The sequence below is a fragment of the Amycolatopsis methanolica 239 genome (assembly GCF_000739085.1).
GTDB lineage: Bacteria > Actinomycetota > Actinomycetes > Mycobacteriales > Pseudonocardiaceae > Amycolatopsis_E > Amycolatopsis_E methanolica.
Window position 1 is genome coordinate 3,052,178 of sequence record NZ_CP009110.1, and the last position, 22,503, is coordinate 3,074,680.

The window sequence follows — 22,503 nt, forward strand, 5'->3', positions numbered from 1 at the left end:
TGCGATGACCCTCGACTTCAGCGACACCCAGGGCCTGCTCGTCCGCGGCTACGGCGGGCTGCGGCACGCCACGTTCCTGGTGTTCGCGGTCACCGACGAGCGGGCGGCCCGCGCGACGCTGCGAAACCTCGCCGGCCAGGTGTCCACGGCGGCGGCCAAGCCGGCCGAGACCGCGGTCAACGTGGCCCTCACCGCCGCCGGGATGCGCGCGCTCGGCGTCCCCGCGGCGGTCGTCGACTCGTTTTCGGCGCCCTTCGCCGAGGGCATGACCACCGAGCACCGCAGCCGCCTGCTCGGCGACTCCGGCGACGCCGACCCGCGACGGTGGGCGTGGGGCGGGCCGTCCACCGCGCCGGTGCACCTGCTGGTCCTGGTGTACGCGGCGACCGTGACCGAGCTGCGGCGGCGGGAGGCCCAGATCAAGCGGGAGAGCGAGGGACTGTCCCTGACCGTCGCGCTGCCCACCGACGAGCTCACCACGACCGAGCCGTTCGGCTTCCGCGACGGCCTGTCCCAGCCGAAGCTGTCCGGCCTGGGGGAGGAGGCCGTGCCCGGCGACGTCGAGCTGGGCGAGTTCGTCCTCGGCTACCGCAACGCCTACGGGCGGCTCACCGAACGGCCGCTGCTGCCCGCCGACGCCGATCCGCGCGGCCTGCTGCCGCGCACCCCCGACGGCGCCGCCGACCTCGGCCGCAACGGCAGCTACCTGGTGTTCCGCCAGCTCCGCCAGGACGTCGACGGGTTCTGGGCGCACCTGCGCGAGCGGGCCGGCGGCGAGCAGCCCGCCCGGCGGCTCGCGGCGAAGATGGTGGGCCGGTGGCCCAGCGGCGCGCCGCTCGTCCTCGCCCCGGAGCGGGACGAGCCCGCGCTCGCCGAACAGGGCTTCGCCTACCAGGCCGAAGATCCGCACGGCCTGTCCTGCCCGCTGGGCGCACACGTGCGCCGTGCGAACCCGCGCGACTCGCTCGACCCCGACCCGGGCTCGGCGAAGTCGGTGGCGGTCAACAACCGGCACCGGCTGCTGCGCCGCGGCCGCAGCTACACGATCGCCCGCGCGGACGGTTCCGGCCCGGACGAACGCGGGCTGCACTTCCTGTGCCTGAGCGCCAACCTGGCCCGGCAGTACGAGTTCGTGCAGCACACCTGGGTCAACAGCCCGGTGTTCGACGGTCTGCACGACGACGCCGACCCGCTGGTCGCGCCGAAGAACGGGCGGGGCGCGCTGTTCACCGAACAGGCCACGCCGGTGCGGCGGCGGCACGGCGGGTTGCCGTCCTTCGTGCGGGTCCGCGGCGGCGCGTACTGCTTCCTGCCCGGCGTGGCGGCACTGCGGTACCTGGCGGCGTGATGAACTGGCTGAAACTGCTCAACGACGCGGTGCTCGGGCTGGTCGCGGCGGAACGGCGGGTCGACCCGTGGGTCCGGCCCGCCTTCGACGCCCTGGTCCGGCCGCCGGTCCAGGCGCTCGTGCAGGCCGCGCTCGTCCGCAGCCGGGTGCCCGGCTCGCCGGTGCCCGCCGAGGAGACGCCGCTGCCCGGTGAGGCCGCCGCCACCGACGAGATCGTCGACCTGATGAGCCGGTTCCTGCACCGGCACTACCCGCACGGGCACGCGCTGCGGGCGGGCAACACGAAGACCTACGGCGTGGTGCGCGGTTCGCTGCGGATCCACGACGGCCTGCCGTTCCCGGTGCGGCACGGGCTGTTCGCGCGCCCGGCGACTTACCCGGCCTGGGTGCGGTTCGCCGGCCCCGGGCCGTTCGCCCCGCCGGATTTGAAGGACAACGGGGTGCTCAGCATCGGCGTCAAGCTCGTCGGGGTGCCAGGGCCGAAGCTTCTCGACGACGAGCGGCACACGCTGGACCTCACCGGCATCAGCGCGCCGACGTTCACCACGCCGGACGTGGTGGAGAACGCGAAGCTGCAGCGGCAGATCGGGCACGACTCGCCGCTGTGGTACTTCGTGAACCCGCGGGACAGCCACCTCGCCGACCTCGTGATGCAGGGCCTCTACGCCCGCACGCACAGCAGCCCGCTGGACACGCCGTACTGGAGCTGCGCGGCGTACCTGCTCGGCGGGGGCCGGGCGATGCAGTACCGGTTCGTGCCGCGGGGCGCGCGCGGGCGGGCGCCGTGGAACCCGTCCGACGATTACCTGTCCGAGGCGCTGCGGGCCACGCTCGCGCAGCGCCAGGCCGGGTTCGACCTGTGCCTGCAGGTGCAGACCGAGCCGCGGCGGATGCCGGTCGAGGACGCCTCGATCGTGTGGCCGGAGCGGCTGTCGCCGCCGGTGCGGGTCGCCACGCTGGTCCTGGACCGGCAGGAGCTTGACCCGGCAGAGCAGCGCGCCCGGGCGGACAGCCTGTCGATCAACCCGTGGCACACCATCGCCGAGCACCGGCCGCTGGGCAGCCAGAACCGGGCGCGGCGGGAGGTCTACCAGCAGCTGTCCCGGCTGCGGCAGGACATGAACGCGGTCAAGCACGTTGAACCGGGCGCCGAGCGGTTCTTCCCGGAGGACGGCCGTGGTTGAGCACCTGCGGGTCACCGCGAACGGGCTGGACTTCCACGTGCTGGCCGACGGCCCGCGCGACGCCCCGCCGGTCCTGCTGCTGCACGGATTCCCGGAGGGCGCGGCCGGGTGGCGGCCGACGATGGCCGCGCTGGACGGCCTGCGGGTGTACGCGCCCGACCTGCGCGGCTACCCGTGCAGCGACCGGCCGCGGCGGGGCTACGACGTGTTCACGCTCACCGACGACGTCCGGCTGCTCATCGAGGCGCTCGGGCTGGACCGGCCCGCGCTGGTGGCGCACGACTGGGGTGGCGCGCTGGGGTGGATCTTCGCCCACCGGTTCGGCCCGGTGATCAGCAAACTGGTCGTGGTGAACTGCACCCACCCGCGCACGCTGGTGCGGGCCGCGCTGACGTTCCGGGAGCTGCAGCCGCTGCGGATCCCCTGGGTGCTGCCGTTCCAGGTGCCGTTCGCGCCGGAGTTCCTGCTGACGACCCGGTTGGGCCGTGCCGGGCTGCGGCTGTCGTTCACGCTGCGGGAGGGCTCCCGGGGCCGGATGGACCGGGCGCTGGTGGACGAGCTGGTCGGCCGGTTCCGGTCGGCGGCCGATCTGGGCCCGCCGATCGACTACTACCGTGCGATCCTCGCGACGCTGGTGTTCCCGCTGTCCCGCGCGCGGCTGTACGCCACCTACGACCGCCCGATCCCGGTGCCGGTGACGCTGGTGTGGGGGCTGGAGGACGAGGCGCTGCCGTCGGCCGTGGCGCGGGACAGCTTCCGCGACGCGGGCTGCGACGTGGAGTGGCGGCCGCTGGAGGGCATCGGGCACTTCGTGGACCTGGAGGCGCCCTCGTTGCTGGCGGCGGAGATCGAGCGGGCGGTACTCGTCAAATCGGCTTGATGTATCAAGGCGGTTTGATGCACCATGGGGAGATGGTCCCGGATTTCGTCCGGCTCGCCGCCCACCCGCTGCGGTGGCAGCTGCTCGGCCTGCTCGCGGGCGGGGACCTGCGCGTCCGCGAACTGGTCGCGCTGACCGGTGAGCCGCAGAACCTGGTGTCCTACCACTTGCGGCTGCTGCGCGAGGCGGGTCTGGTGACCGCGGCGCGCAGCACCTTCGACGGCCGGGACAGCTACTACCATCTCGACCTGCGCCGGTGCGGGGAGGGACTCGCGGCGGCGGGCGCCGCGCTGCACCCGTCGCTGGGCCCGGGCGCGGTGCCGGTGCGGCGGGGGATCGCCGTGTTGTTCGTGTGCACCGGGAACAGCGTGCGGTCGCCGATTGCCGAGGCGCTGCTGCGGCACCACACCGAGGGGCGCGTGCGGGCGGCGAGCGCCGGGGTGCGGCCGGCGGAGCGCCTGCACCCGTCCGCCGTGCGCGTGTTGCGCGAGCTGGGCGTGGCGGTTTCGGGGAGGACCCGCGACGTCCGCACGATGACGCGGCGCCGGTTCGACCACGTGATCACGTTGTGCGACAAGGCGCGGGAGGTCTGCCCGGACCTGGGGGCGCGGCGGGCGCACTGGAGCATTCCCGAGCCCGAGGGGTACGAGGGTTTCCGCGCGACGGCCGCGGAGATCGATGTCCGTGTCCGGCACCTGGTGCCGGCCCTGACCGGAGGAGCGGTGTGATGACCGAACACGCCTCGGTCCGCTACCTGGTCGACGACGTCCAGGCGGCGGTCGACTTCTACACCGGGCACCTGGGGTTCACGGTGAACACCAGTGCGGCCCCCGCGTTCGCCGACGTGGTCCGCGGACCCCTGCGGCTGCTGCTGTCCGGTCCGGCGAGCTCCGGCGCGCGAGCCACCCCGTCCGGATTGGACGGTGGCGGCAACCGGATCCACCTGGTGGTCCCGGAACTGGACGCGGAGATCGAGCGCCTGCGCGCCGAAGGGGTGTCCTTCGTCGGCGAGCCGGTCACCGGACCGGGCGGACGGCAGATCCTGCTCACCGACCCGGCCGGCAACCTGGTCGAGCTGTTCCAGCCCGCGGCCCGATGAGCGAAGCCGGCGTCTGGCGCGCCATTCTGACCGGCGCGCGCCCGTGGGTCCTGTTCGAACACGGAACGTGCGTGGTTCTGACCGAGCCCGAGGGCGACCTCGCCCACCAGGCGACGGAGCTCCTGCGGACGTTCGGCCCGGTCCGCGGCGGTGGCGCCGCCGGGGACTTCGGGGTGATCACCCTCGACGAGGGTGGCGGCTGGCTGGTCACTTCGTACCGCCCGGACGTCCTGACGCACGTGGCCCCCGGCGAGCCGCCCGCGGAGTCCGACGTCACGATCGGACTCTTCGGACGGTCGAAACGCCACCGCGACGCCACGGAACTCCACGTCGTCCACGTCGAAGACGTCGCCGGCCCGGCTTGAAGCGGCGGCCCGTGAATCGTCACCGGCGGGCGGTGCGCACGACAACGTCAGGGCGAACGCGCGCGTCCGCGTTCGCTGACCGCCCAGGCGCCGAGCGCGGCCAGGGCGAACGCCGCGCCCAGGAGGGCGCAGCCCGTCCAGCCGACGGCCTCGAACAGGGCGGTCGTCGCGGTGGCGCCGAGTGCGGAGCCGAGCGAGTAGAAGACCATGTAGCCGCCGATGGAAGGCGCTCGTGAGGACGTGCTGGTTGCCGACGTGCACGGCCTGGACGGCGAAGTCGAGCACGACCACCCCCGCGATCAGCCGCACCAGCGACCAGCCGAGCTGCCCGATGGCGGCCCACGAGCCGAGCAGGAGGACGAGCGCGACGCCGCTGCCCCGGGCGCCGTGCCCGGCGTCGGCGCAGCGGCCGGATCGCGCGGCGCACAGCCCGGCGACCCCGAACAGCCCGATCTGCGCCTCGCTCAGCCGCCACGGCTCACCGGCCAGCGGCAGCGCCAGCCCGCTCCACAGCGTGCCGAACGAGGCGAACAGGAAGAACGCGATCAGCCCGCGCCCGAGGAACACCGGCCGCGTGAACAGTCCACCCAGCGAGCGGAGCACCTGTCCGTACGGTTCCGCGCCGGCCCGGACGTCCGCGGGGAGTGCGACCAGGCTGAGCACGCACAGGGCGGCCGCGAGGGCCGCGAGGGCGAGGTAGCTGCTCCGCCAGCCCCACAGTTCCGCCAGGCTCCCGGTGACCCCCCGCGCGCCGAGGATGCCGGCGACCACGCCGGAGGTGACGACGCCGAGGTTCCGGCCGCGCTCGCCGGGCGGAGAGATCGACGCGGCGAACGCGACCGCGGTCTGCACGACCACCGCGAACGCGCCCGCCAGGAGGAGACCCGCGAACGCCAGCCACGCGACTGGCGCGGTCGCGGTGACCGCCACCCCTGCGGCCACCAGTGGCGATCAGCAGCCTGCGGTCGAGCATGCCGCCGAGCGGCACCAGCAGCACCAGCCCGGCTAGGTACCCCAGCTGCGCGGCGGCAACCAGCCAGCCGGCCGAATCGCGGGCGACGCCGAGATCCTGCCCCATCTGGACGAGCACCGGCTGCCCGGCGTACACCCCCGCGACCGCCACCCCGCACACCGCCGCCAGCAGCAGCCTCGTCCCGCGCCCCACCCGTGGCCTCCCATTTGGTTTCAAATTGCAACTCTTTGGAGGTTAGGGCAGAATGGTTTCATTACGCAACTCAGTGGAGGACGGCGTGTGGACGGACCCGGAGTGCCCGGTCGCGCGGGCGGCGGACGTGGTCGGGGACCGGTGGAGCCTGCTGATCATCCGGGACGCGATGGACGGCGCCCGCTCGTTCACCGACTTCCAGCAGCGCACCGGCATCGCCCGCAACATCCTCGCCGACCGGCTCCGCAAGCTCGCCGCGCACGGCCTGATCACCCAGGTCGAGGCGCCGTCGGGCAGGCGGAAGGTGTACGCGCTCACCCCGGCGGGCAAGGACCTGTTCCCGGTGATCGTCACGCTCCGGCAGTGGGGCGAGCGCCATGCCTACGCGAGCGGTGAACGGCATTCGGTGCTGGTCGACGACCGCGGCGAGGTCGTCCCGCCGATCGTGCCCGCCGATGCGGGCGGGCGTCCGCTGACGAGTGACACCACGTCGGTGCGCAAGTAGTGTGCGAAGCGTGCGGCGGGTCGGCGTGACGGACGAGGAACTGCTGGTGGAGGTCGCCCTGACGCGGCTGGACCACCCGGACCTCGACCTGGAGGAGATCGCCGAACTCCTGGTGCGCAAGGCGGGGCCGGACGCCGTGCTCGAGTTCGCCTCGCGCAACCTCGCCGAGCGGGGCGAGCTGCGGGGCGCCATGTTCGCGGCGGCCGTCGAGCACGTGATCCGCGTGGTGCTGACCCTGCGCGGCCCTTCGGACTAGCCGGTGGGGCTGCCCGCGGCCGCGGACAGCCCCACCGAGCTCACGCGCCGATCGTGGCGGTGTCGATGACGAAACGGTACCGCACGTCGCTGTTCTCGACGCGCTCGTAGGCCTCGTTGACCTGGTCGGCGGAGATCGTCTCGATCTCGGCGCCGATGCCGTGCTCGGCGCAGAAGTCGAGCATCTCCTGGGGCTCGGCGATCCCGCCGATCATCGACCCGGCCAGCACCTTGTTGCCGCCGAGCAGGGAGAACGCGTTGTAGGACAGCGGCTCGCCGGGCGCGCTGACGTTGACCATCGCGCCCCCGACGCGGAGCAGGCCGAGGTAGTGATCGCGCCGGGCGGCTTCGGCTTCGGGCCCGAGGACATGGTGCTGGCGATCGTGCCGCTGTTCCACGCCAACGCCTGGGGGCTTCGGTACGCGGTGCTCATGGCGGGCAGCGATCTGCTGTTGCCGGACCGGTTCCTGCAGCCGGAGCCCCTGCCGCGGATGATGGCCGCTGTCCGGCCGACCTTCGCCGCCGCCGTGCCCACGATCTGGAGCGGTCTGCTGTCCACATTGGAGAAGAATCCGCAGGACATCTCGCACCTGCGCACCTGTGTCGTGGGTGGCGCGGCGCTGCCGCCGTCGGTCATGCGGACGTTCGCGGACAAGTACGGTGTGCAGCTGCTGCACGGGTGGGGCATGACTGAGCTTGTCCCCGTGGCTCGGACACCGGTCTTGAGGTGGCCTTGGGTCACCAGGAAGGATGTTGCGGTGCCTGCACCACACCCGCCTGAGTTTCGTCGTCGTGCCGTCGGGTTGGCCCGTCAGGGCTCCAAACCGGTCTCTGGGCTGGCCACAGAGTTGGGCATCAGCGAGTCATGCTTGCGCAACTGGATGGCCCAGGCCGAGACCGACGAGAACGGCTCAGCGAGCCGGTTGACGAGCGCGGAGAAGAAAGAACTTGCCGAGCTGCGGAAGAAAAGAAGAAAACCCGCCAGCTTGAGATGGAGAATGAGATTCTCAAACGCGCGGCTGCCTACTTCGCACGGGAGAACATCCTCCCAAAGTAATTTACCCGCTGGTCCGTGAACTCGCCGTGGACGGTATCGACGTCGCGGTGGCCTGCCGGGTATTGAAGGTGTCACGGTCGGGCTATTACGACTGGCGTGACCGGCCGCCCTCATCTCGAGAGCAGGACAACACGTTGCTGCTCAAGCACATCGAGGCCATTCACGCCGAATCTCGCGGCACTTATGGTTGGCCGCGAGTGCATGCCGAACTTGTCCTCGGGATGGGCGTCGGCGTCAACCATAAACGGGTGGCCCGGCTCATGCGCGAGGCCGGCATCCAGGGTCTCTACCGACGTCGCCGCCGTGGCTGCACCGTCCGCAACCCCGCCGAGGAAACCGCCGAGGACCTGGTCAACCGCACGTTCACCAGCAAGGGCCCGAATCGGCTGTGGCTGACTGACATCACCGAACATCCCACGAAAGAAGGGAAATTGTACTGCGCTGCCGTTATGGACGCCTATTCACGACGCATCATCGGATGGTCCATCGACAACCACATGCGCACCGAGCTGGTGATCGACGCACTCGGCATGGCCACGCTCCGCCGCAAACCCGAACCTGGCAACACTATCCTCCATTCTGACCACGGATCCCAATTCACCTCCTGGGCATTCGGGCAACGACTCCGCGCCGCCGAACTCCTGCCCTCCATGGGCAGCGTCGGCGATTGTTACGACAACTCCATGATGGAATCCTTCTGGGGCACACTCCAACTCGAAGTACTCGACACGCAAACGTGGGAAACACGCGACGAGCTTGCCGCCGCGATCTTCGAATGGATAGAATGCTGGTATAATCCGCAACGGCGGCACTCCAGCCTGGGAATGCTCAGCCCCGTCCAGTTCGAAGCCCACACCCCCGAGCGACCGTCACCACAACACGATCGCTGACACCACACCCCACGTGTCCGACGAACGGGGACAAGCTCAGACACGCGGTCGAGTGCGGGATCAACCGCCTCAAACGTCACCGAGCCCTCGCCACCCGATACGACAAGCTCGCCGTCCGCTACGAAGCCACAATCCACATCGCCGCGATCAACGAGTGGCTACCTCGCTTATGAAACAGGCCCTAGGGGGCGGCCCACCCGCACGGGGCTGCGGGCTTCCACGGCTGGCCACCTCGAACGGAGTGCCATCGTGGCGGCCGCACCGCACCTCGAGCCTAGGCACACCGGCGGCATCACGGTCGCGATGGTGGATCCGGTTCCGGTTCACCGCGAGGGCCTGCGCGGGCTGGTGCAGGCATGTTCTTGGCCGGGCACGCCCTCGATCCGCACAGCGCGCTGCAGCTGGCCGACAAGGTCCGCGCCGACCTGATCGCCCTCGACTCCTGGCTCGACCCCCGCGGTCACCTGAGCAGGTTCCTCATCACCGCAGATCCCGCCCATCGCGTGATCGCCCTGGTCCGCCGCGCCCACCGCACTCCGCGTTCCCGTCGGCCAGGGGTCGCCGCGGGCGTGCGCGTGGTGAGCCGCACTTGAATCTGGGAGTAGTGCACGCGGGTCTGCGGGTCCTCAGGTGGCGCTGCTGAGGGCTGTGAAGCAGCGCGACGGAGCCGAACGGCACGACGCGGCCAGCTGCTTGCCTCTCAGCAGCGATGCTGCTGCACGTGATCATCGATCGTCATCCTCACCCAGCGGCCACGCCGCTGACCGAACTCTCCTCACGATCTGGCTCGACGGGCGTGACGAGCCCGTGGAGGAGGGCGTCGACGATGCGGGTGGGCAGGTCCGGTTCGAGCGGCTCGCGGGTGAGCACGATCCTGAAGTGCAACGGCGCGACGAGCATCTCGAGCACGAAGCGGGGTTCGGTGGTGCCGGGCAGCTCGCCGCGCTTGATCGCCCGCTCGGCGATCTGTCCGGACTGGGCGTAGCGGGCGTCCCAGTACTGGTCGCGCAGTCGCCGGGTGGCCGGGTCGTCGCCGGCCGAGGCCAGCGCCCGATCGAGGGCGTTACCCCCGGGCGAGGTCAGGTACCTGGCGAGCGCGGTGGCGTAGGCGATCAGATCGTCACGCAGGCTCCCGGTGTCGGGCACCGGGAGCTGTTCGGCGGCATCGGCGAGCAGGGCGTCGATGATGAGGTTCTCGCGGGTGCCCCACCGCCGGTAGATCGACGTCTCGTTCACCTGCGCGCGCCGGGCGACCTCGCACACCGTCAGGCCCGCCAGGCCCTGCTCCAGCAGCAGCTGGTTGGTGGCCTCGATGACAGCGGCGCGCACGCGCGCCGACCGTCCACCCGGCCGTCGCCGGACGTCCACGTCACTCACAGGACAACATCCTAATACAAGTCCTCTTGCTTTAGTGCTGGCGACCCGACATACTCCTGACGCAAGCCGACTGGCCTTAACGGCGAGCGTCGGCTGCCGGGTCGCCGCGGCGGCGCTCGGACCCGGCCCGCCTGCCCCACTCACAGGAGTACTGAAATGCGCATCGAACGGGACATCGAGGTCCCCACCCGCACGGGCTCGCCGATCCTGGCTGACGTGTTCCTGCCCGATGGCGACGGCGCCTTTCCCGTGCTGGCGTCGATCAGCCCGTACGGCAAGGACGTGCACTGGCCGGACCGCTACCCGCTCTACGAACTCGTTCCGCAGAACGAGCACATGGTCTGGGAGACCCCGGATCCCGAGTGGTGGACGGCCCGTGGCTACGCGGTACTGCGCGCCGACACCCGGGGCACCGGGAAGGCACCCGGCCGGATGGACCTGCTGAGCCCGGCTGATTCCGAGGACTTCTACGACGTCGTCGAGTGGGCGGCCGAACAGACGTGGTCCAACGGCAAGGTGGCTTCCAGCGGCATCTCCTGGCTCGCGATCATGGGCTGGAGGGTGGCGGAGCTGCAGCCGCCGCACCTCGCCGCGATCGTGATCTGGGAAGGCGCGTCCGACTTCTACCGCGACTTCATCTACCAGGGCGGCCTGTACGCCCACGGGTTCGTCGAGTTCTGGTGGAACCGCCAGATCACACCGCAGCGCAACGGCAGCGACGGCGACGACTGGCGCGAGGTGCTCCCGCAGCATCCCGTGCTCGACGAGTACCACCAAGCGCGCATCGTCGATCTCGACCGGGTCACGGTTCCGGTGCTGTCGGCCGCCAACTGGGGCGCCCTGCATGTGCACCTGCGCGGCAACATCGAAGGCTGGGCCCGCGCGGCGTCGCAGGACAAGTGGCTCGTGGTGCACACCGGCACCCACATCGACCCCTACTACTCCGAGTGGGCACTGGATCTGCAGTTGCGCTTCCTCGACCGCTTCCTCAAAGACCAGCCCGACCGCATGGACGGCGTGGCCCCGGTGCGATTGGCGATCCGGCGCGGACGCGAGGTGGGCTGGCGGGACGCCACGGATTTCCCGCTCCCGCAGACGCAGTGGCGCGAACTCCACCTCGGCGACGGCGTCCTCGACTGGGACCCGCCCGCAGACGCCACGACGGTGGCCTACCCCGCCAGCTTCGACACCGCACCGGTGTCCGAACCACTCGAGCTGACCGGTCCCGTCGCGCTGCGCCTGTGGCTCAGCGCCGAGCAGGACGACCTCGACATCTTCGCGCGGGTGCAGCACATCGGCGTCGACGGCGAGCCGATCCCGGCTGTCGGCCCGCAGGGCGACCCGATCCCGATGGCCATGGGCTGGCTCAGGGCGTCACACCGCGAGACCGACCCGGAGCGGTCACTGCCCTACCGGCCGTGGCACACCCACGCCCGCGAGATCCCCCTCGTGCACGGCGAGCCGACCCTGCTCGAAGTCGAGATCTGGCCCACCAGCATCACACTCGCACCAGGCGAGCGGCTGCGCCTCGAACTGGTCACCGGGGACAGCGACCTCGGCTTCATGACCCACGACCACCCCGATCTGCGCCGCCCGGCGACCACCGCCACCATCCACCTCGGCGGTGACCACGCCTCCCACCTGCTCGTTCCCGTCATCCCGCGATAGGGCCAGCCACGCCCGGGTCCTGCGCCCGTGAGCCCCGGAAAGGGATTCGCCATGCGACAACTCGTGGACATCTCGGTCCCGCTGCAGAGCGGGATCGCCTCCGACCCACCCGGCCACCGGCCCTCGATCACCTACATCGACCACCAGCAGTCAGTCCCGGACATGCTCCGCTTCTTCCCGGACGCGACGGCCGAGGACCTGCCCGACGGCGACGGCTGGGCGATCGAGCGGATCGAGGCCACCACCCACACCGGCACCCACCTCGACGCCCCCTACCACTACGCGTCCACCATGGACGGAGGAAGCCGGGCCATCACGATCGACGAGGTCCCCCTGCACTGGTGCTTCCAGCCCGGGGTCAAGCTGGACTTCCGCCACCTCCCCGACGGCCACGTCGTCACCCCCGCCGACATCGACGCCGAGCTCGACCGGATCGGCCACCAGCTGCGCCCGCTCGACATCGTGCTGATCAACACCCGCGCCGGCACCCGGTACGGCCAGGACGACTACGTCACCTCCGGCTGCGGGGTCGGCCGCGCCGCCACCCTGCACCTGCTCGAACAAGGGGTTCGGGTGACCGGCACCGACGCCTGGAGCTGGGACGCCCCGTTCGTGTTCACCGCCGAACGCTACGCCCGGGACCACGACGCCTCCATCATCTGGGAGGGCCACCGGGCGGGACGTGAGATCGGCTATTGCCACATCGAGAAGCTGCACAACCTGGAGAACCTCCCGGCACACGGCTTTCAGGTCGCCTGCTTCCCGGTCAAGATCCATCGAGCCTCCGCCGGCTGGACCCGCGCCGTGGCGATCTTCGACGAGGACGTGGCATGAAACTCGGTTCCCTGCTCGTCGATGGTGTGCGGCGCTATGGCGTCGTCGACGGTGATCGCATCGCTCTGCTCGACGAGACCGCCGACGTCTTCGAGGTGCTCGCGACTGGGGATCCCGCGGCGGCTGGTCAGCGGTTGCCTTGGGACGAGACCGCGTCGATCGCCGTCCCGGTGCCGATCGCCAGCATCCGCGACTTCATCACCTTCGAACAGCACACGGCCGGCTCGCTCCGCGCGATCACCGGGAGCAGCGAGGTCCCGGACGCCTGGTACGAAGCACCCGCCTTCTACTTCACCAACCCGCACGCGGCGATCGGCTCCGGCACACCGGTCCCGATCCCGCCCGGGTGCGAGGTGCTGGACTTCGAACTGGAAGTCGCGGTCGTGATCGGCACGGCGGGCTTCAACCTGTCCGTGGCCGAGGCCGTGGACCACATCGCCGGGTTCACCATCCTCAACGACTGGTCGGCCCGCGACCTGCAGAGCCGGGAAATGCGCGTCGGGCTCGGACCGGCCAAGGGCAAGGACACCGCCACCACACTCGGCCCCGTGCTGGTCACCCCGGACGAACTCGCCGACTACGAGAGCGACGGCCGCTACGACCTCGCCATGGAGGTGTTCGTGAACGACACCCGCATCGGCGGCGACACGCTCGCGCACATGGCCTGGACCTTCGCCGAGCTGATCGCCTACGCCAGCCGCGGCACCTGGGTGCGGCCCGGTGACGTGCTCGGGTCCGGAACGTGCGGCAGTGGCTGCCTCGCCGAACTGTGGGGATGGCACGGTGACCGGCAACCACCGCCACTGCGCATCGGCGACACCGTGCGCATGACGGTGCAAGGGATCGGCACCATCCACAACACCGTGGTCGCCGGCCCACCGCTGCACAACGTTCCACCGGCTCGCCGCTCACGCTGAAGGAGAAACCCGCCATGACCGTTGATCCGCGCTCGAGTACCGTGGATGGAGTGCTGCGCCGAAGCGCAGCTCGGTTCCCTGATCGCCGTGCGCTCGCCTTCGCCGATCGAACGTGGACCTATCGCGAACTCGACGACGCGGTAAGCCGGGCCGCGACGCATCTGCAACAGCTCGGCCTGCAGCACGGCGACCGGGTCGCCGCCTACGGCCGCAATTCCGACGCCTACGCCATCGCGTTCCTGGCCTGCGCGCGCGCCGGCTTCGTGCACGTCCCGGTGAACTACGCACTCACCGGAGAAGAGCTGGTGTACCTGATTGGTCAGTCCGGCAGCCGGGTTGTGCTCATCGACCCGGCGCTGGCATCCGAGGTTGACAAGGTGCAGGACCAGCTGCAGATCGAGCACCTCGTCACGTTGCGCGGAAATGACCGATCATTGCTCACCATCGCGTCCGTCGACCCGGGCCCGGCGAGCGAATCGGCGGCCTCCGACACCGATCTGGTGCAGCTGCTCTACACCTCCGGGACGACGTCCAAGCCGAAAGGCGCGATGATGACCCATCGCGCGCTGCTGCACGAATACGTCTCGTGCATCGTCGCGCTGCGGCTCACCGACACCGACAACCCGCTGATCTGCATGCCGCTCTACCACTCGGCAGGCATGTACGTGTTCTTCATGCCCTACCTCGCGGTGGGCGCCACCATCACCTTGATGGAAGCACCGGACGTGCCCGAGATCCTGCGGCGGATCGAGGAGGAGCGGATCGGGTCGCTGTTCCTGGCACCGACCGTGTGGGTGCCGCTGTCGAACCATCCCGATCTGGAAACGCGGGATCTGTCCTCGTTGCGGAAGGCCCAGTACGGAGCGTCGATCATGCCGGTGACCGTGCTCAACCGGTTGCGCGAACGCTACCCGGACCTGGAGTTCTACAACTGCTTCGGCCAATCCGAAATCGGCCCGCTCGCCACGGTGCTCGGGCCGGACGAACACGCCGAGCGGCCCTCCTCGTGTGGGCGTGCAGTGCTGTTCGTGCAGACCCGGGTCGTCGACGAGAACGGCGACGACGTGCCGCCCGGTACGCCCGGCGAAATCCTCTACCGATCTCCGCAGTTGTGCCTGGGGTACTGGAACAACCCCGACGCGACCGCCGAAGCGTTCGACGGGGACTGGTTCCACTCCGGCGATCTCGTCACCGCGGACGAGCAGGGCTACATCACGGTCGTTGACAGAATCAAAGACGTCATCAACACCGGCGGCGTGCTTGTCGCCTCCCGTGAAGTCGAAGACGCCATCTACACCCACCACGCCGTCGCCGAGGTCGCCGTCGTCGGCGCCCCCGACGACAAATGGATCGAAGCCGTCACCGCATACGTGGTCACCAAACCCGGCCACGGCGACGTGACCGACCGGGACATCATCGACCACGTCAAAGCCAGGCTCGCCCCGTTCAAGGTGCCCAAACGTGTCGTCTTCATCGACGAACTCCCACGCAACCAGAGCGGCAAAATCCTCAAGCGATCACTACGCACCCAGCACGACGCGGCCCCGGTGTCCTAGCTCGGACAACAGTCGCAAAGTAGCGACGTGATCACGTGCTTGTCGAGCCGTGTCGTCGCGGTGGATCACGACGGGCGGGAGCTGGGCCGCCCGGGCGGGTCGCACATCTAAGGGTGACGGGGGCGAGTGCGGCGTCCGTCGTTGCTGGTGATGGTCTGCGGTTGCTTCTGCGCTTCGGCCCAGGTCGCCAGCAGGGTGAGTGCGTCGGCGCTGGGTGTGCCGGGCTCTGCGGTGTAGGTGGTGATGGAGACGTGCGGGTCGCCGGGCAGGGCGAAGTCGTCGTACGCGAGGTCCGTGGTTCCCACGGCCGGGTGGTTGACGACCTTGCGCCCGCGTAAGTGGCGGCGCACGTTGCGCTCGGCCGAGCGGGTCCTGAAATCGGCGCTGCAGGGCGGTAAGGCCGAGCGTGACGCTCATGGTGCCCACCAGCCCTCGGGGTTCTCGAGCACGCCGGGGTCGAACCCAGCGTCGACCAGGTCGTCGAGCGTGTCGCTGCGCAGGGCGCCGGCAACAGGGCGAGCGCGCCGGTCCGGACCCGGCCGGTAGATCTCGTTCGAGATGATCTGCGGCCCGTCGAAGTGGAACGCCGACGTCTTGTCCGCCCATTCGCCCTTCAGCAGGTCGTCGACGGACTTCTTGATCTTGGTTGCGGTCAGCGTTTCGATCCGCCGAGATTGCAAGGTGATGTAGTCCCGCCCGCCGGACTCGCCGTGCATCAGATCGAGCGGGAGCCGAGCGTAGGCGTCGATCCCGGCTTGGGCTTGACCTGGAACACCGAAAAGCTTTGCGTACTGGACAGGCCGGACGGTGTGCAGCAGCCTCAGGAACAGACGCTCGGCGTCGGGCCATTCCAGTTCGCCGATAGGCAGCAGCCGAGCCCTGGTGTCGATCGGTGGTGCCGGCAGCGCTCCTGTAGGGGCAGACCACAGGAGCGCTTCGGTGCGGTCCCGGCCACCCGCCTCATCCGCGAACGCGATCATCGTCATCCTTCGCTGCCTCCCGCGTCGGCTCCGGCCGCCAAACCAAGCACAATAGACTCACCCAAACATCAGCAACCGAGAGGAGTGAGCCCTCCGCCTGGAGCGCCTTCGGCAGCTACCCATGCGACCGCGCTTGCTGGTAAGGATCAGCGCGTTCGGCCCGGCAACCCGACATGTTGAGAAGGGCCGTCCGCGCCGCAGCATGCACATCGCCGTTGCTGACCCACGGGCGGATCGCAGACGCACACAACCGCGCCCGCCCCGCAGTGCGGCCGGTGGGTCGCACGCAACATGTCCCCGCCAGGCGCAACTGCGGACCTGCCTGCACCGACCGACCGCGGTAACGTCACGAACTCTTGGTGACAGTTGCAGCTCACAGAGGAACGTCGGTGGGTGAGGAGGTCGTGACGTTCGGTGACTGTGCGGCGCTCGGAACGATTCGACGGAGACTGTCGTGATGTAGGCATGACCCAGATCGACGAGCGGACAGGTGAGCGCACGGAGCAGCGAACGGCGGAGGATGAGGGGAGCGAGGATCGCGAACCGACGGCGGCCGAGGTACTGGCGCGGCGCCGCGATGACGTGTTCCTCCCCAAGGCCGAGGCTATTCCGGAGGAGTTCCCGTCGCTGCGGAACATCTCGGCCGGATTCATCTTCGGCGGCGTCCAGCACTTGGTCGGGCCATCTGAAGTCCGCTCGCGCCGGTCGGACAAGATCTAACCGTCAACCTGCGGATACTCGTATTCCATGCGCGGCCAGTGACGTAGAACGTCTGTTCGAGAACCGTGTAACGAGGCGCCGGCTCGACAGGTGATGGCCCCTCAATCTCGGCGTATCAGCCGGCGCGTCGAACCTGTTCCGGGTCGGGGTCCGGGCGGAGACCACGCCAAGATGGATGCCGGAGCCGGTTGTCGCCGGTCCACTGCCGGTGCTCGACCTCGCCGACGAGCACGGGTTTGACCCAGCGGCGTGTCGCGCGAACTCGCGCGGCACCAGAACAACGAACGGGCTCGCCTGTCGAACGAGTGACACCAGCCGGTCTCGCGTCTCGTCGAGCGCCTGGTCGGTGAAGCCCGTGCCGACGTGGCCTGCGTAGATGAGCTGACCGTGCTCGTTCTGGACGCTGAGCAGCAATGCGCCGAGCGTTCCAGCTCGCCGCCCCTCGCCCGGTATCCATCCGCAGATGATCACCTCCTGCGTCTGCCTCAGAGGCGTCTTGACCCAGTCCCGGGAGCGGCGACCGGGCGCGTATGGCGAGCTGTTTCGTGTCCGTCGGCGTAGGGGGCTTCGAAGTCGACGACTGCAAGCCAGTCGCCGTTGACCCGGAGCGCCGGTTCGCCCCGTCCGACCAGGTTCTCCTCAGTTCCACACCTGCTCAGCCACGACGGGGGGCGAAGGGGCTGGATCCGAAGACTCCTTTACTCGGACTGGTTATGCTGGGAGCTGACCTGGAAGAACAGGCCGGAGCATGCCGCTCAGTCGTCCCGCGACTGGGGGGTCACGATCGGGTTCGGCCGGTTCGGTTCGCGCCGCTCTAGGGTGTCACCCGCTGAGAGGATTTTGCCTGCCCGGCTGTCCCCGCAGCGTTCCTGGCTCGGATTTTAGGGCGTCAGGTCTTGTCGGCGCGATGGTCACGTCGGGCTATCGGTCCACACCGTGGAAGGCCGGCGCTGCCTGGCGATTGTCCTTGACGTCGGTGTAGTGGCGGAGCGTAAATCCGATCGTGTCGGAACGATATTCGAATCGCGTGTTTCCACTAGGCGTGCCTCGATCCGGATTCGGTTGGCGTCGATCACGTCTGTGCGTTGTGGGAAAAGGATCGGGAAAGGTGTCGTCGTGCCTCCTGTGAATCGTCCTAAAGGGCGGACCGACGCGCGGCGGCCAACGACCCGTGGTGCTGGTGATTCCCATCGTCGGCAGCCGTTCGTGTCCGACGCAAAGCGGTTCCGGCTCGACGTGCGGTTGATCGAGGGCGTGGAGGGTGACTGGCTGAAGGGTGAGATCGGGATGGTCGTGCGTGATCTTTTGTTGTGGGCCTTGCAGGATCGGTCCACTTGGGAGGTCGTGCGCACGTCGGCGGACGAGGAGCGTGCGCTGTGAGTGTCTCCGGTACGAACCCTCCGTCGCCTGCGGCTAACCGGTTGAGCGATCTGGCTGTGTCGCCGTTCGGGTTGCCGTTGTCGTTGCATGCGAAGGAGGTTCGGGTTGCTTGGGTGGGCCGGACGTCCACCGAGGAGCATCAGGATCCGCGGCAGTCGTTGTTGCGTCAGCTGGAGCGTTGCAAGGTGGTGCTGCCCGAGTCGTGGGTCATCGTCTGCCACTTCTACGACGTCGAGTCGGGGCGGATGGAGCTGGAGCGGCGGGGGAGGGGCACCGGGTACGACCGGTTCGACATCCCTATCGCCCGGGACGGTGGCATCGCCGACCTACTGGGGGAAGCACCGAAGGACAGTCGCCGGTTCGATGTCGTGATCTGTGAGTCGATGTCGCGGATCGCGCGGAAGATGTATGAGACGTTGTCGGTGGAGCGGGAGCTCGAGCGCGCGGATGTCCCGGTGTTCGCGTCGAACGAGCCGATCATGCTCACCGGGGGCCGGGCTCAGCAGATTCTGCAGCGGCGGATCAATCAGTCGGTCGCTGAGTATGAAGTGCTCAACATGCTCGAACTGTCCTGGGGTGGAACCTGCACCCACATCCGGGAGGGTTACAACATCGGCAAGCCGCCACACGGGTATGTCGCGAAAATACTGCGCCACCCGAACGCGGCGAAAGCGGAGAAAGGTCTGACCAGATCTCGGCTCGAACCGGACGGTGTTCGTGGTGAGACGGTCACGTTGATCGCCAAGTGGCGCTACTACGAACAGCTGGGCACGGACACGATCGCGGAGCGGCTGAACCAGGATCTCGATCGGCATCCGCCGCCGGAGCCGCCGGGTGGCTTGCGGGCGCGCAACGCCTGGTCGAAGTCGAGCGTCCGTGACATCCTCCGCAATCCGAAGTACACCGGGTATCAGGTCTACAACCGCCGGGCGCGGCGCAGCCGGGGAGGGCGCAACCGGCACAACCCGCCGGAGTTGTGGGTGTGGTCGGCCGAACCGGTGCATGAGCCGCTGATCCCGAGGTGGATGTGGGAAGCGATCAACGAGAAGCCCGGTCTGCGTGAACGGTCGCGCGACGGGGTCGGCCTCAAGAACGATCCGCGGGCGAAGCGGACCTACCGGTTCCGCCGCCGCGTGCTGTGCGATTGCGGCCGCCGGATGATGGGCCACACCCGCCCAGGCGGCGTCTACTACCGCTGCTACCCGGCGGGCAACAACCGTGGCCGTCCGGACAAGCACGAGGGCCACCCGCCGACCGTGTACATGCGGGAAGACTTGATCATGGCCGAAGTCAGCCGGTTCTTCGCCGAGCGGGTCTTCGGGCCGAACCGTCGGGAGTTGTTCCTGGCCGCGCTCGACACTGCGGACGACGCCGCCAGCCGGGACCGCGAGGAGCAGCGTCAGCGGCTGCGTCGCAGGCTCGCCGATATCGCCAGTAAGCAGGACAACGTTCTCGGGCAGGCCGAGTCGGCTGATCCCACTGACCCGTTTGTGCAGGGGCTCAGGCAGCGTTACAACGCACTGGAGACCGAACGGCTAGCGCTCGTCGGCACGCTTGACGGCCTGGACGAGATCGAGCGCGACCAGCCGGACCGGCCGCACGCCAGTCAGGCCGATCTCCTCGACGCGCTGCCGCACCTGGCCCTCAACCTCCACCGGGCGCCGGCCGAGCTGCTCGACCGGCTGTTCGACCTCACTCAACTAACTATCCAGGTGCACTACGCGGCCGACGAGGCAACGCTGAAGGTGGTTCTGCCCGCCGAGAACGTGACCGCGATAGGGCACCTTGGCGCGGCAACGAGCGATGTGTCGCGGCAGGCTGGCGATGAATGCCGTGAAGCCCCAGGTCAGGGGCTGTGTGCATCTGGTGAGTGCCCCCGGTGAGATTCGAACTCACACTGGACGGGTTTTGAATCCGTTGCCTCTGCCAGTTGGGCTACGGGGGCGGCGCAGCCAGACTTTACGCGCCCCGCCTGCCGCCGCGGCAGTGGGGGTAGCCCTGCGTGACGACTGGTCACAGGCGGGCCGATCAACGCGACACGCCGTGCCACGACGTGGTGAACACCATGCCCGCCACGTGGTCCGCGTCATCCACCGACTGGATCGTTCCGGGTAGGCTCGTCCTGCGGTTAGCCGCATTCCACATTCCGTCGAGCACGCAGGAGGACCCCGGTGACCGAAGAGGCTACCGAGGCCAGCGGTGTGGCCACCGCTCCGCAGCGTCGGGTGCTCGTCGCCGAAGACGAAGCACTGATCCGGCTTGACCTCGTCGAGATGTTGCGCGAAGAGGGATACCAGGTGGTCGGCGAGGCGGGCGACGGCGAAGAGGCCATCAAGCTGGCAGCCGAGCTCAAGCCCGACCTGGTGATCCTGGACGTCAAGATGCCCAAGCTGGACGGCATCGAGGCGGCGTCCCAGATCACCACCGATCGCATCGCCCCCGTGGTCATCCTGACCGCGTTCAGCCAGCGCGAGCTGGTGGAGCGCGCCCGTGACGCGGGCACGATGGCGTACCTGGTCAAGCCGTTCAACAAGCGGGACCTCGTTCCCGCGATCGAGCTGGCCGTCAGCCGGTTCTCGGAGATGCAGGCACTGGAGGCCGAGGTCGCCAGCCTGTCCGACCGGCTGGAGACCCGCAAGGTCATCGACCGGGCCAAGGGCCTGCTGATGACCCACCAGGGGCTGACCGAGCCGGACGCGTTCCGGTGGATCCAGCGCACCGCCATGGACCGGCGCACGACCATGAAGGCCGTTGCCCAGGCGGTCGTCGAGAGCATCGGTCAGAAGTAACCCCCCGCGATCGCGTGGGAGGTCAAAAGCTCCGACATCACTCCAATGAGGGCGTGACGGCGCTGCTCATCTGAGCAAAGGTCACTGGTTGTTATCACCCGGTTGTTGCAATGCAGCAACCGGGTGTAAATCATGGGTGAACTATAGTGACCCCCGTCACGATGTGGAAACAAGACAGCGCGTACCGCTGTGCTTGACCTCACCGGGCGGCTACGTTCAGCGCCCGATAGGTCCCATCCCGGGACGGCCGCAGTCCGCGGCCGGGTGGATATTGGAGGAACGAGTGTCAGGAGCACGACTCACGCGAGTTCTCGTGCTGGCAGCGGCGGCGACGCTGGCGCTTGGTGCGTGCGCGGCGCGTGACGAGGGGAGTACGTCGGGCAACACCACTGGCTCGGCGGCGGCGCCTTCGCAGGCGGCTGACGCGGCCAACCCGCGCGGCGACGGCAAGGCGGTGTGCTCGGGAGTCTCGATCGCGTACGCGGGCACCATCAACGGCGCCAGCGCGGCGCTCGGCCAGAACATCCTGCGCGGCGCCGACCTCGCGGTGAAGCAGCACAACGAGGCGAACCCGAACTGCCAGGTCACGCTGAAGCAGTTCGACACCGAGGGCAAGCCGGACAGGGCCCCGGGCATCGTCACCCAGGTCATCAGCGAACCCGACATCATCGGCGTCGTGGGCCTGCCCTTCTCCGGTGAGTCCAAGGCGGCGGGCAACCTGTTCAACCAGGCCGGCCTGGTGACCATCACCCCCTCGGCGACCAACCCGGCGCTGGCCACCAACGGCTGGAAGACCTTCTTCCGCGGCATGGGCAACGACTCGGTTCAGGGCCCGGCCGCGGCCAAGTTCCTCACCGACACGCTCAAGGCCAACAAGGTCTGCGTCATCGAGGACGACTCCGAGTACGGCATCGGCCTGGCCAACGCCGTGAAGCAGGCGCTGGGCTCGAAGGCTTCGTGCAGCGACAAGGTGAAGACCGGCCAGACCGACTTCTCCGCGGTGGTCAACAAGATCTCCACCGAGAGCCCGGACGCCATCTTCTACTCCGGCTACTACCCCGAAGCGGGCCCGTTCGCGCAGCAGCTCAACGACAAGGGCGTCACCGCCAAGTTCGTCGGGCCGGACGGCGTGAAGGACAACGAGTTCCTCAAGGGCGCCGGCGGCGGCGCGACCAACGCCTACTTCACCTGCCCGTGCGTCCCGGAGGACAACTTCAAGGACTTCACGGCGGCGTTCAAGTCGGTCGAGGGCGCCGACCCGGGCACGTACTCGCCCGAGGGCTACGACGTCACGACCATCTTCCTCAAGGGCATCGACAGCGGCATCAAGGACCGCGCGGCGATGCTGAACTACGTCAAGAACTACGACGGTCAGGGACTGACGAAGAAGTTCAAGTGGAACGACAAGGGCGAGCTCTCCGACACTCCGGTGTGGAGCTACCGCGTCGAGAACGGCAGGATCGTCAACAACGGCCAGATCAGCTAACGACCTGGCCTATCGGGCATGCACGCGGCCGACCGTCGCGTGCATGCC

The 22,503-nt window shown here is 69.1% G+C and carries 21 protein-coding genes, 1 tRNA gene and 7 pseudogenes; 20 read left to right on the plus strand and 9 right to left on the minus strand.

The features are described 5' to 3' along the window. The first annotated feature begins 4 nt into the window (after positions 1-4). The 6 genes from AMETH_RS14655 to AMETH_RS14680 are packed head-to-tail and all read left to right on the plus strand — an operon-like array spanning position 5 to position 4,876. Positions 5-1,348: a Dyp-type peroxidase gene (locus AMETH_RS14655; RefSeq protein ID WP_017988017.1), complete on the plus strand. Its 1,344-nt coding sequence runs from the start codon at positions 5-7 to the stop codon at positions 1,346-1,348. Continuing rightward, a complete protein-coding gene (locus AMETH_RS14660) occupies positions 1,348-2,532 on the plus strand; it encodes a catalase family protein (RefSeq protein ID WP_017988018.1) in 1,185 nt (394 codons plus the stop codon). The genes AMETH_RS14655 and AMETH_RS14660 overlap by 1 nt, the downstream gene beginning before the upstream one ends. Then, entirely contained in the window at positions 2,525-3,412 is an 888-nt protein-coding gene (locus AMETH_RS14665) for an alpha/beta fold hydrolase (protein WP_017988019.1), read from the plus strand. Before AMETH_RS14660 ends, AMETH_RS14665 begins: the two co-directional genes overlap by 8 nt. A 32-nt stretch (positions 3,413-3,444) precedes the next feature. Next, the gene (locus tag AMETH_RS14670) at positions 3,445-4,140 is read left to right on the plus strand and encodes an arsenate reductase/protein-tyrosine-phosphatase family protein (RefSeq protein ID WP_017988020.1); all 696 of its coding nucleotides are present in this window, start codon (positions 3,445-3,447) and stop codon (positions 4,138-4,140) included. Continuing rightward, the gene (locus tag AMETH_RS14675; protein ID WP_017988021.1) at positions 4,140-4,511 is read left to right on the plus strand and encodes a VOC family protein; all 372 of its coding nucleotides are present in this window, start codon (positions 4,140-4,142) and stop codon (positions 4,509-4,511) included. The genes AMETH_RS14670 and AMETH_RS14675 overlap by 1 nt, the downstream gene beginning before the upstream one ends. Then, entirely contained in the window at positions 4,508-4,876 is a 369-nt protein-coding gene (locus AMETH_RS14680; protein WP_017988022.1) for a hypothetical protein, read from the plus strand. Before AMETH_RS14675 ends, AMETH_RS14680 begins: the two co-directional genes overlap by 4 nt. Positions 4,877-4,923: 47 nt before the next feature. Here the strand turns inward: AMETH_RS14680 and AMETH_RS42060 are convergent, their stop codons facing one another. Continuing rightward, complete coding sequence (locus AMETH_RS42060) at positions 4,924-5,085, minus strand: hypothetical protein (RefSeq protein WP_017988023.1); 162 nt, start codon at positions 5,083-5,085, stop codon at positions 4,924-4,926. Between the two features lie 55 nt (positions 5,086-5,140). Further along, positions 5,141-5,818 (minus strand): annotated as a pseudogene (locus tag AMETH_RS42065) (MFS transporter); the annotation flags it as partial. Positions 5,819-6,093: 275 nt separating this feature from the next. On the opposite strand from AMETH_RS42065, the gene AMETH_RS14690 reads away from it, so the two are divergent. After that, a complete protein-coding gene (locus tag AMETH_RS14690) occupies positions 6,094-6,546 on the plus strand; it encodes a winged helix-turn-helix transcriptional regulator (RefSeq protein ID WP_209436871.1) in 453 nt (150 codons plus the stop codon). Positions 6,547-6,571: 25 nt separating this feature from the next. Then, positions 6,572-6,802: a hypothetical protein gene (locus tag AMETH_RS14695; protein ID WP_026153981.1), complete on the plus strand. Its 231-nt coding sequence runs from the start codon at positions 6,572-6,574 to the stop codon at positions 6,800-6,802. Positions 6,803-6,842: 40 nt separating this feature from the next. Here AMETH_RS14695 and AMETH_RS14700 read toward each other — a convergent pair. Beyond that, positions 6,843-7,136: pseudogene (locus AMETH_RS14700) on the minus strand (alcohol dehydrogenase); the annotation flags it as partial. Positions 7,137-7,166: 30 nt separating this feature from the next. Between AMETH_RS14700 and AMETH_RS41485 the strand changes: the two are divergent. The 3 genes and pseudogenes from AMETH_RS41485 to AMETH_RS14715 form a co-directional block, all read left to right on the plus strand. Continuing rightward, a pseudogene (locus AMETH_RS41485) lies at positions 7,167-7,520 on the plus strand (AMP-binding protein); the annotation flags it as partial. A gap of 39 nt (positions 7,521-7,559) precedes the next feature. Beyond that, positions 7,560-8,748 (plus strand): annotated as a pseudogene (locus AMETH_RS14710) (IS3 family transposase). Positions 8,749-9,104: 356 nt separating this feature from the next. Continuing rightward, positions 9,105-9,341 (plus strand): hypothetical protein, encoded by a 237-nt coding sequence (locus AMETH_RS14715; protein WP_017988030.1) that lies wholly within the window; start codon positions 9,105-9,107, stop codon positions 9,339-9,341. Between the two features lie 148 nt (positions 9,342-9,489). Here the strand turns inward: AMETH_RS14715 and AMETH_RS14720 are convergent, their stop codons facing one another. Continuing rightward, complete coding sequence (locus tag AMETH_RS14720; RefSeq protein WP_017988031.1) at positions 9,490-10,125, minus strand: TetR/AcrR family transcriptional regulator; 636 nt, start codon at positions 10,123-10,125, stop codon at positions 9,490-9,492. Positions 10,126-10,281: 156 nt separating this feature from the next. On the opposite strand from AMETH_RS14720, the gene AMETH_RS14725 reads away from it, so the two are divergent. Genes AMETH_RS14725 through AMETH_RS14740 form a run of 4 tightly spaced genes read left to right on the plus strand, consistent with a single transcriptional unit; the run spans position 10,282 to position 15,100 of the window. Then, positions 10,282-11,793: a CocE/NonD family hydrolase gene (locus AMETH_RS14725; protein WP_017988032.1), complete on the plus strand. Its 1,512-nt coding sequence runs from the start codon at positions 10,282-10,284 to the stop codon at positions 11,791-11,793. Positions 11,794-11,844: 51 nt separating this feature from the next. Further along, positions 11,845-12,627, plus strand: a complete 783-nt coding sequence (locus AMETH_RS14730; RefSeq protein WP_026153983.1) for a cyclase family protein — start codon at positions 11,845-11,847, stop codon at positions 12,625-12,627. Then, the gene (locus AMETH_RS14735; protein WP_017988034.1) at positions 12,624-13,544 is read left to right on the plus strand and encodes a fumarylacetoacetate hydrolase family protein; all 921 of its coding nucleotides are present in this window, start codon (positions 12,624-12,626) and stop codon (positions 13,542-13,544) included. The genes AMETH_RS14730 and AMETH_RS14735 overlap by 4 nt, the downstream gene beginning before the upstream one ends. A 14-nt stretch (positions 13,545-13,558) precedes the next feature. Next, positions 13,559-15,100, plus strand: a complete 1,542-nt coding sequence (locus tag AMETH_RS14740) for an acyl-CoA synthetase (protein ID WP_026153984.1) — start codon at positions 13,559-13,561, stop codon at positions 15,098-15,100. A 107-nt stretch (positions 15,101-15,207) separates the two neighbouring features. On the opposite strand, the pseudogene AMETH_RS14745 reads toward AMETH_RS14740, so the two are convergent. Then, positions 15,208-15,474, minus strand: a pseudogene (locus AMETH_RS14745) (MmyB family transcriptional regulator); the annotation flags it as partial. A 39-nt stretch (positions 15,475-15,513) separates the two neighbouring features. Beyond that, positions 15,514-15,675: pseudogene (locus AMETH_RS37965) on the minus strand (CpaF family protein); the annotation flags it as partial. Positions 15,676-16,545: 870 nt separating this feature from the next. Here AMETH_RS37965 and AMETH_RS14755 point away from each other — a divergent pair. After that, positions 16,546-16,800, plus strand: a complete 255-nt coding sequence (locus AMETH_RS14755) for a hypothetical protein (protein WP_017988038.1) — start codon at positions 16,546-16,548, stop codon at positions 16,798-16,800. 115 nt (positions 16,801-16,915) lie between these two features. On the opposite strand, the gene AMETH_RS42070 is transcribed toward AMETH_RS14755, so the two are convergent. Further along, positions 16,916-17,032, minus strand: a complete 117-nt coding sequence (locus AMETH_RS42070; protein ID WP_323807004.1) for an ATP dependent DNA ligase — start codon at positions 17,030-17,032, stop codon at positions 16,916-16,918. Positions 17,033-17,121: 89 nt separating this feature from the next. Then, positions 17,122-17,271: pseudogene (locus tag AMETH_RS42075) on the minus strand (ATP dependent DNA ligase); the annotation flags it as partial. A 735-nt stretch (positions 17,272-18,006) separates the two neighbouring features. Here AMETH_RS42075 and AMETH_RS37970 point away from each other — a divergent pair. Beyond that, positions 18,007-18,180 carry a hypothetical protein gene (locus AMETH_RS37970; RefSeq protein WP_017988039.1) on the plus strand — a complete coding sequence of 58 codons (174 nt, stop codon included), beginning with the start codon at positions 18,007-18,009 and terminating at the stop codon, positions 18,178-18,180. 41 nt (positions 18,181-18,221) lie between these two features. Beyond that, positions 18,222-20,063 carry a recombinase family protein gene (locus AMETH_RS36775; protein ID WP_156131663.1) on the plus strand — a complete coding sequence of 614 codons (1,842 nt, stop codon included), beginning with the start codon at positions 18,222-18,224 and terminating at the stop codon, positions 20,061-20,063. Here AMETH_RS36775 and AMETH_RS14765 read toward each other — a convergent pair. Next, positions 20,052-20,125, minus strand: a tRNA-Leu gene (locus AMETH_RS14765). The genes AMETH_RS36775 and AMETH_RS14765 overlap by 12 nt on opposite strands. A 226-nt stretch (positions 20,126-20,351) precedes the next feature. Here AMETH_RS14765 and AMETH_RS14770 point away from each other — a divergent pair. Both AMETH_RS14770 and AMETH_RS14775 read left to right on the plus strand, forming a co-directional pair. Beyond that, on the plus strand, positions 20,352-20,969 hold the full coding sequence (locus AMETH_RS14770) for an ANTAR domain-containing response regulator (protein ID WP_017988040.1): 618 nt from the start codon (positions 20,352-20,354) through the stop codon (positions 20,967-20,969). 313 nt (positions 20,970-21,282) lie between these two features. Next, positions 21,283-22,455 (plus strand): branched-chain amino acid ABC transporter substrate-binding protein, encoded by a 1,173-nt coding sequence (locus tag AMETH_RS14775; protein ID WP_017988041.1) that lies wholly within the window; start codon positions 21,283-21,285, stop codon positions 22,453-22,455. Positions 22,456-22,503 lie beyond the last annotated feature (48 nt).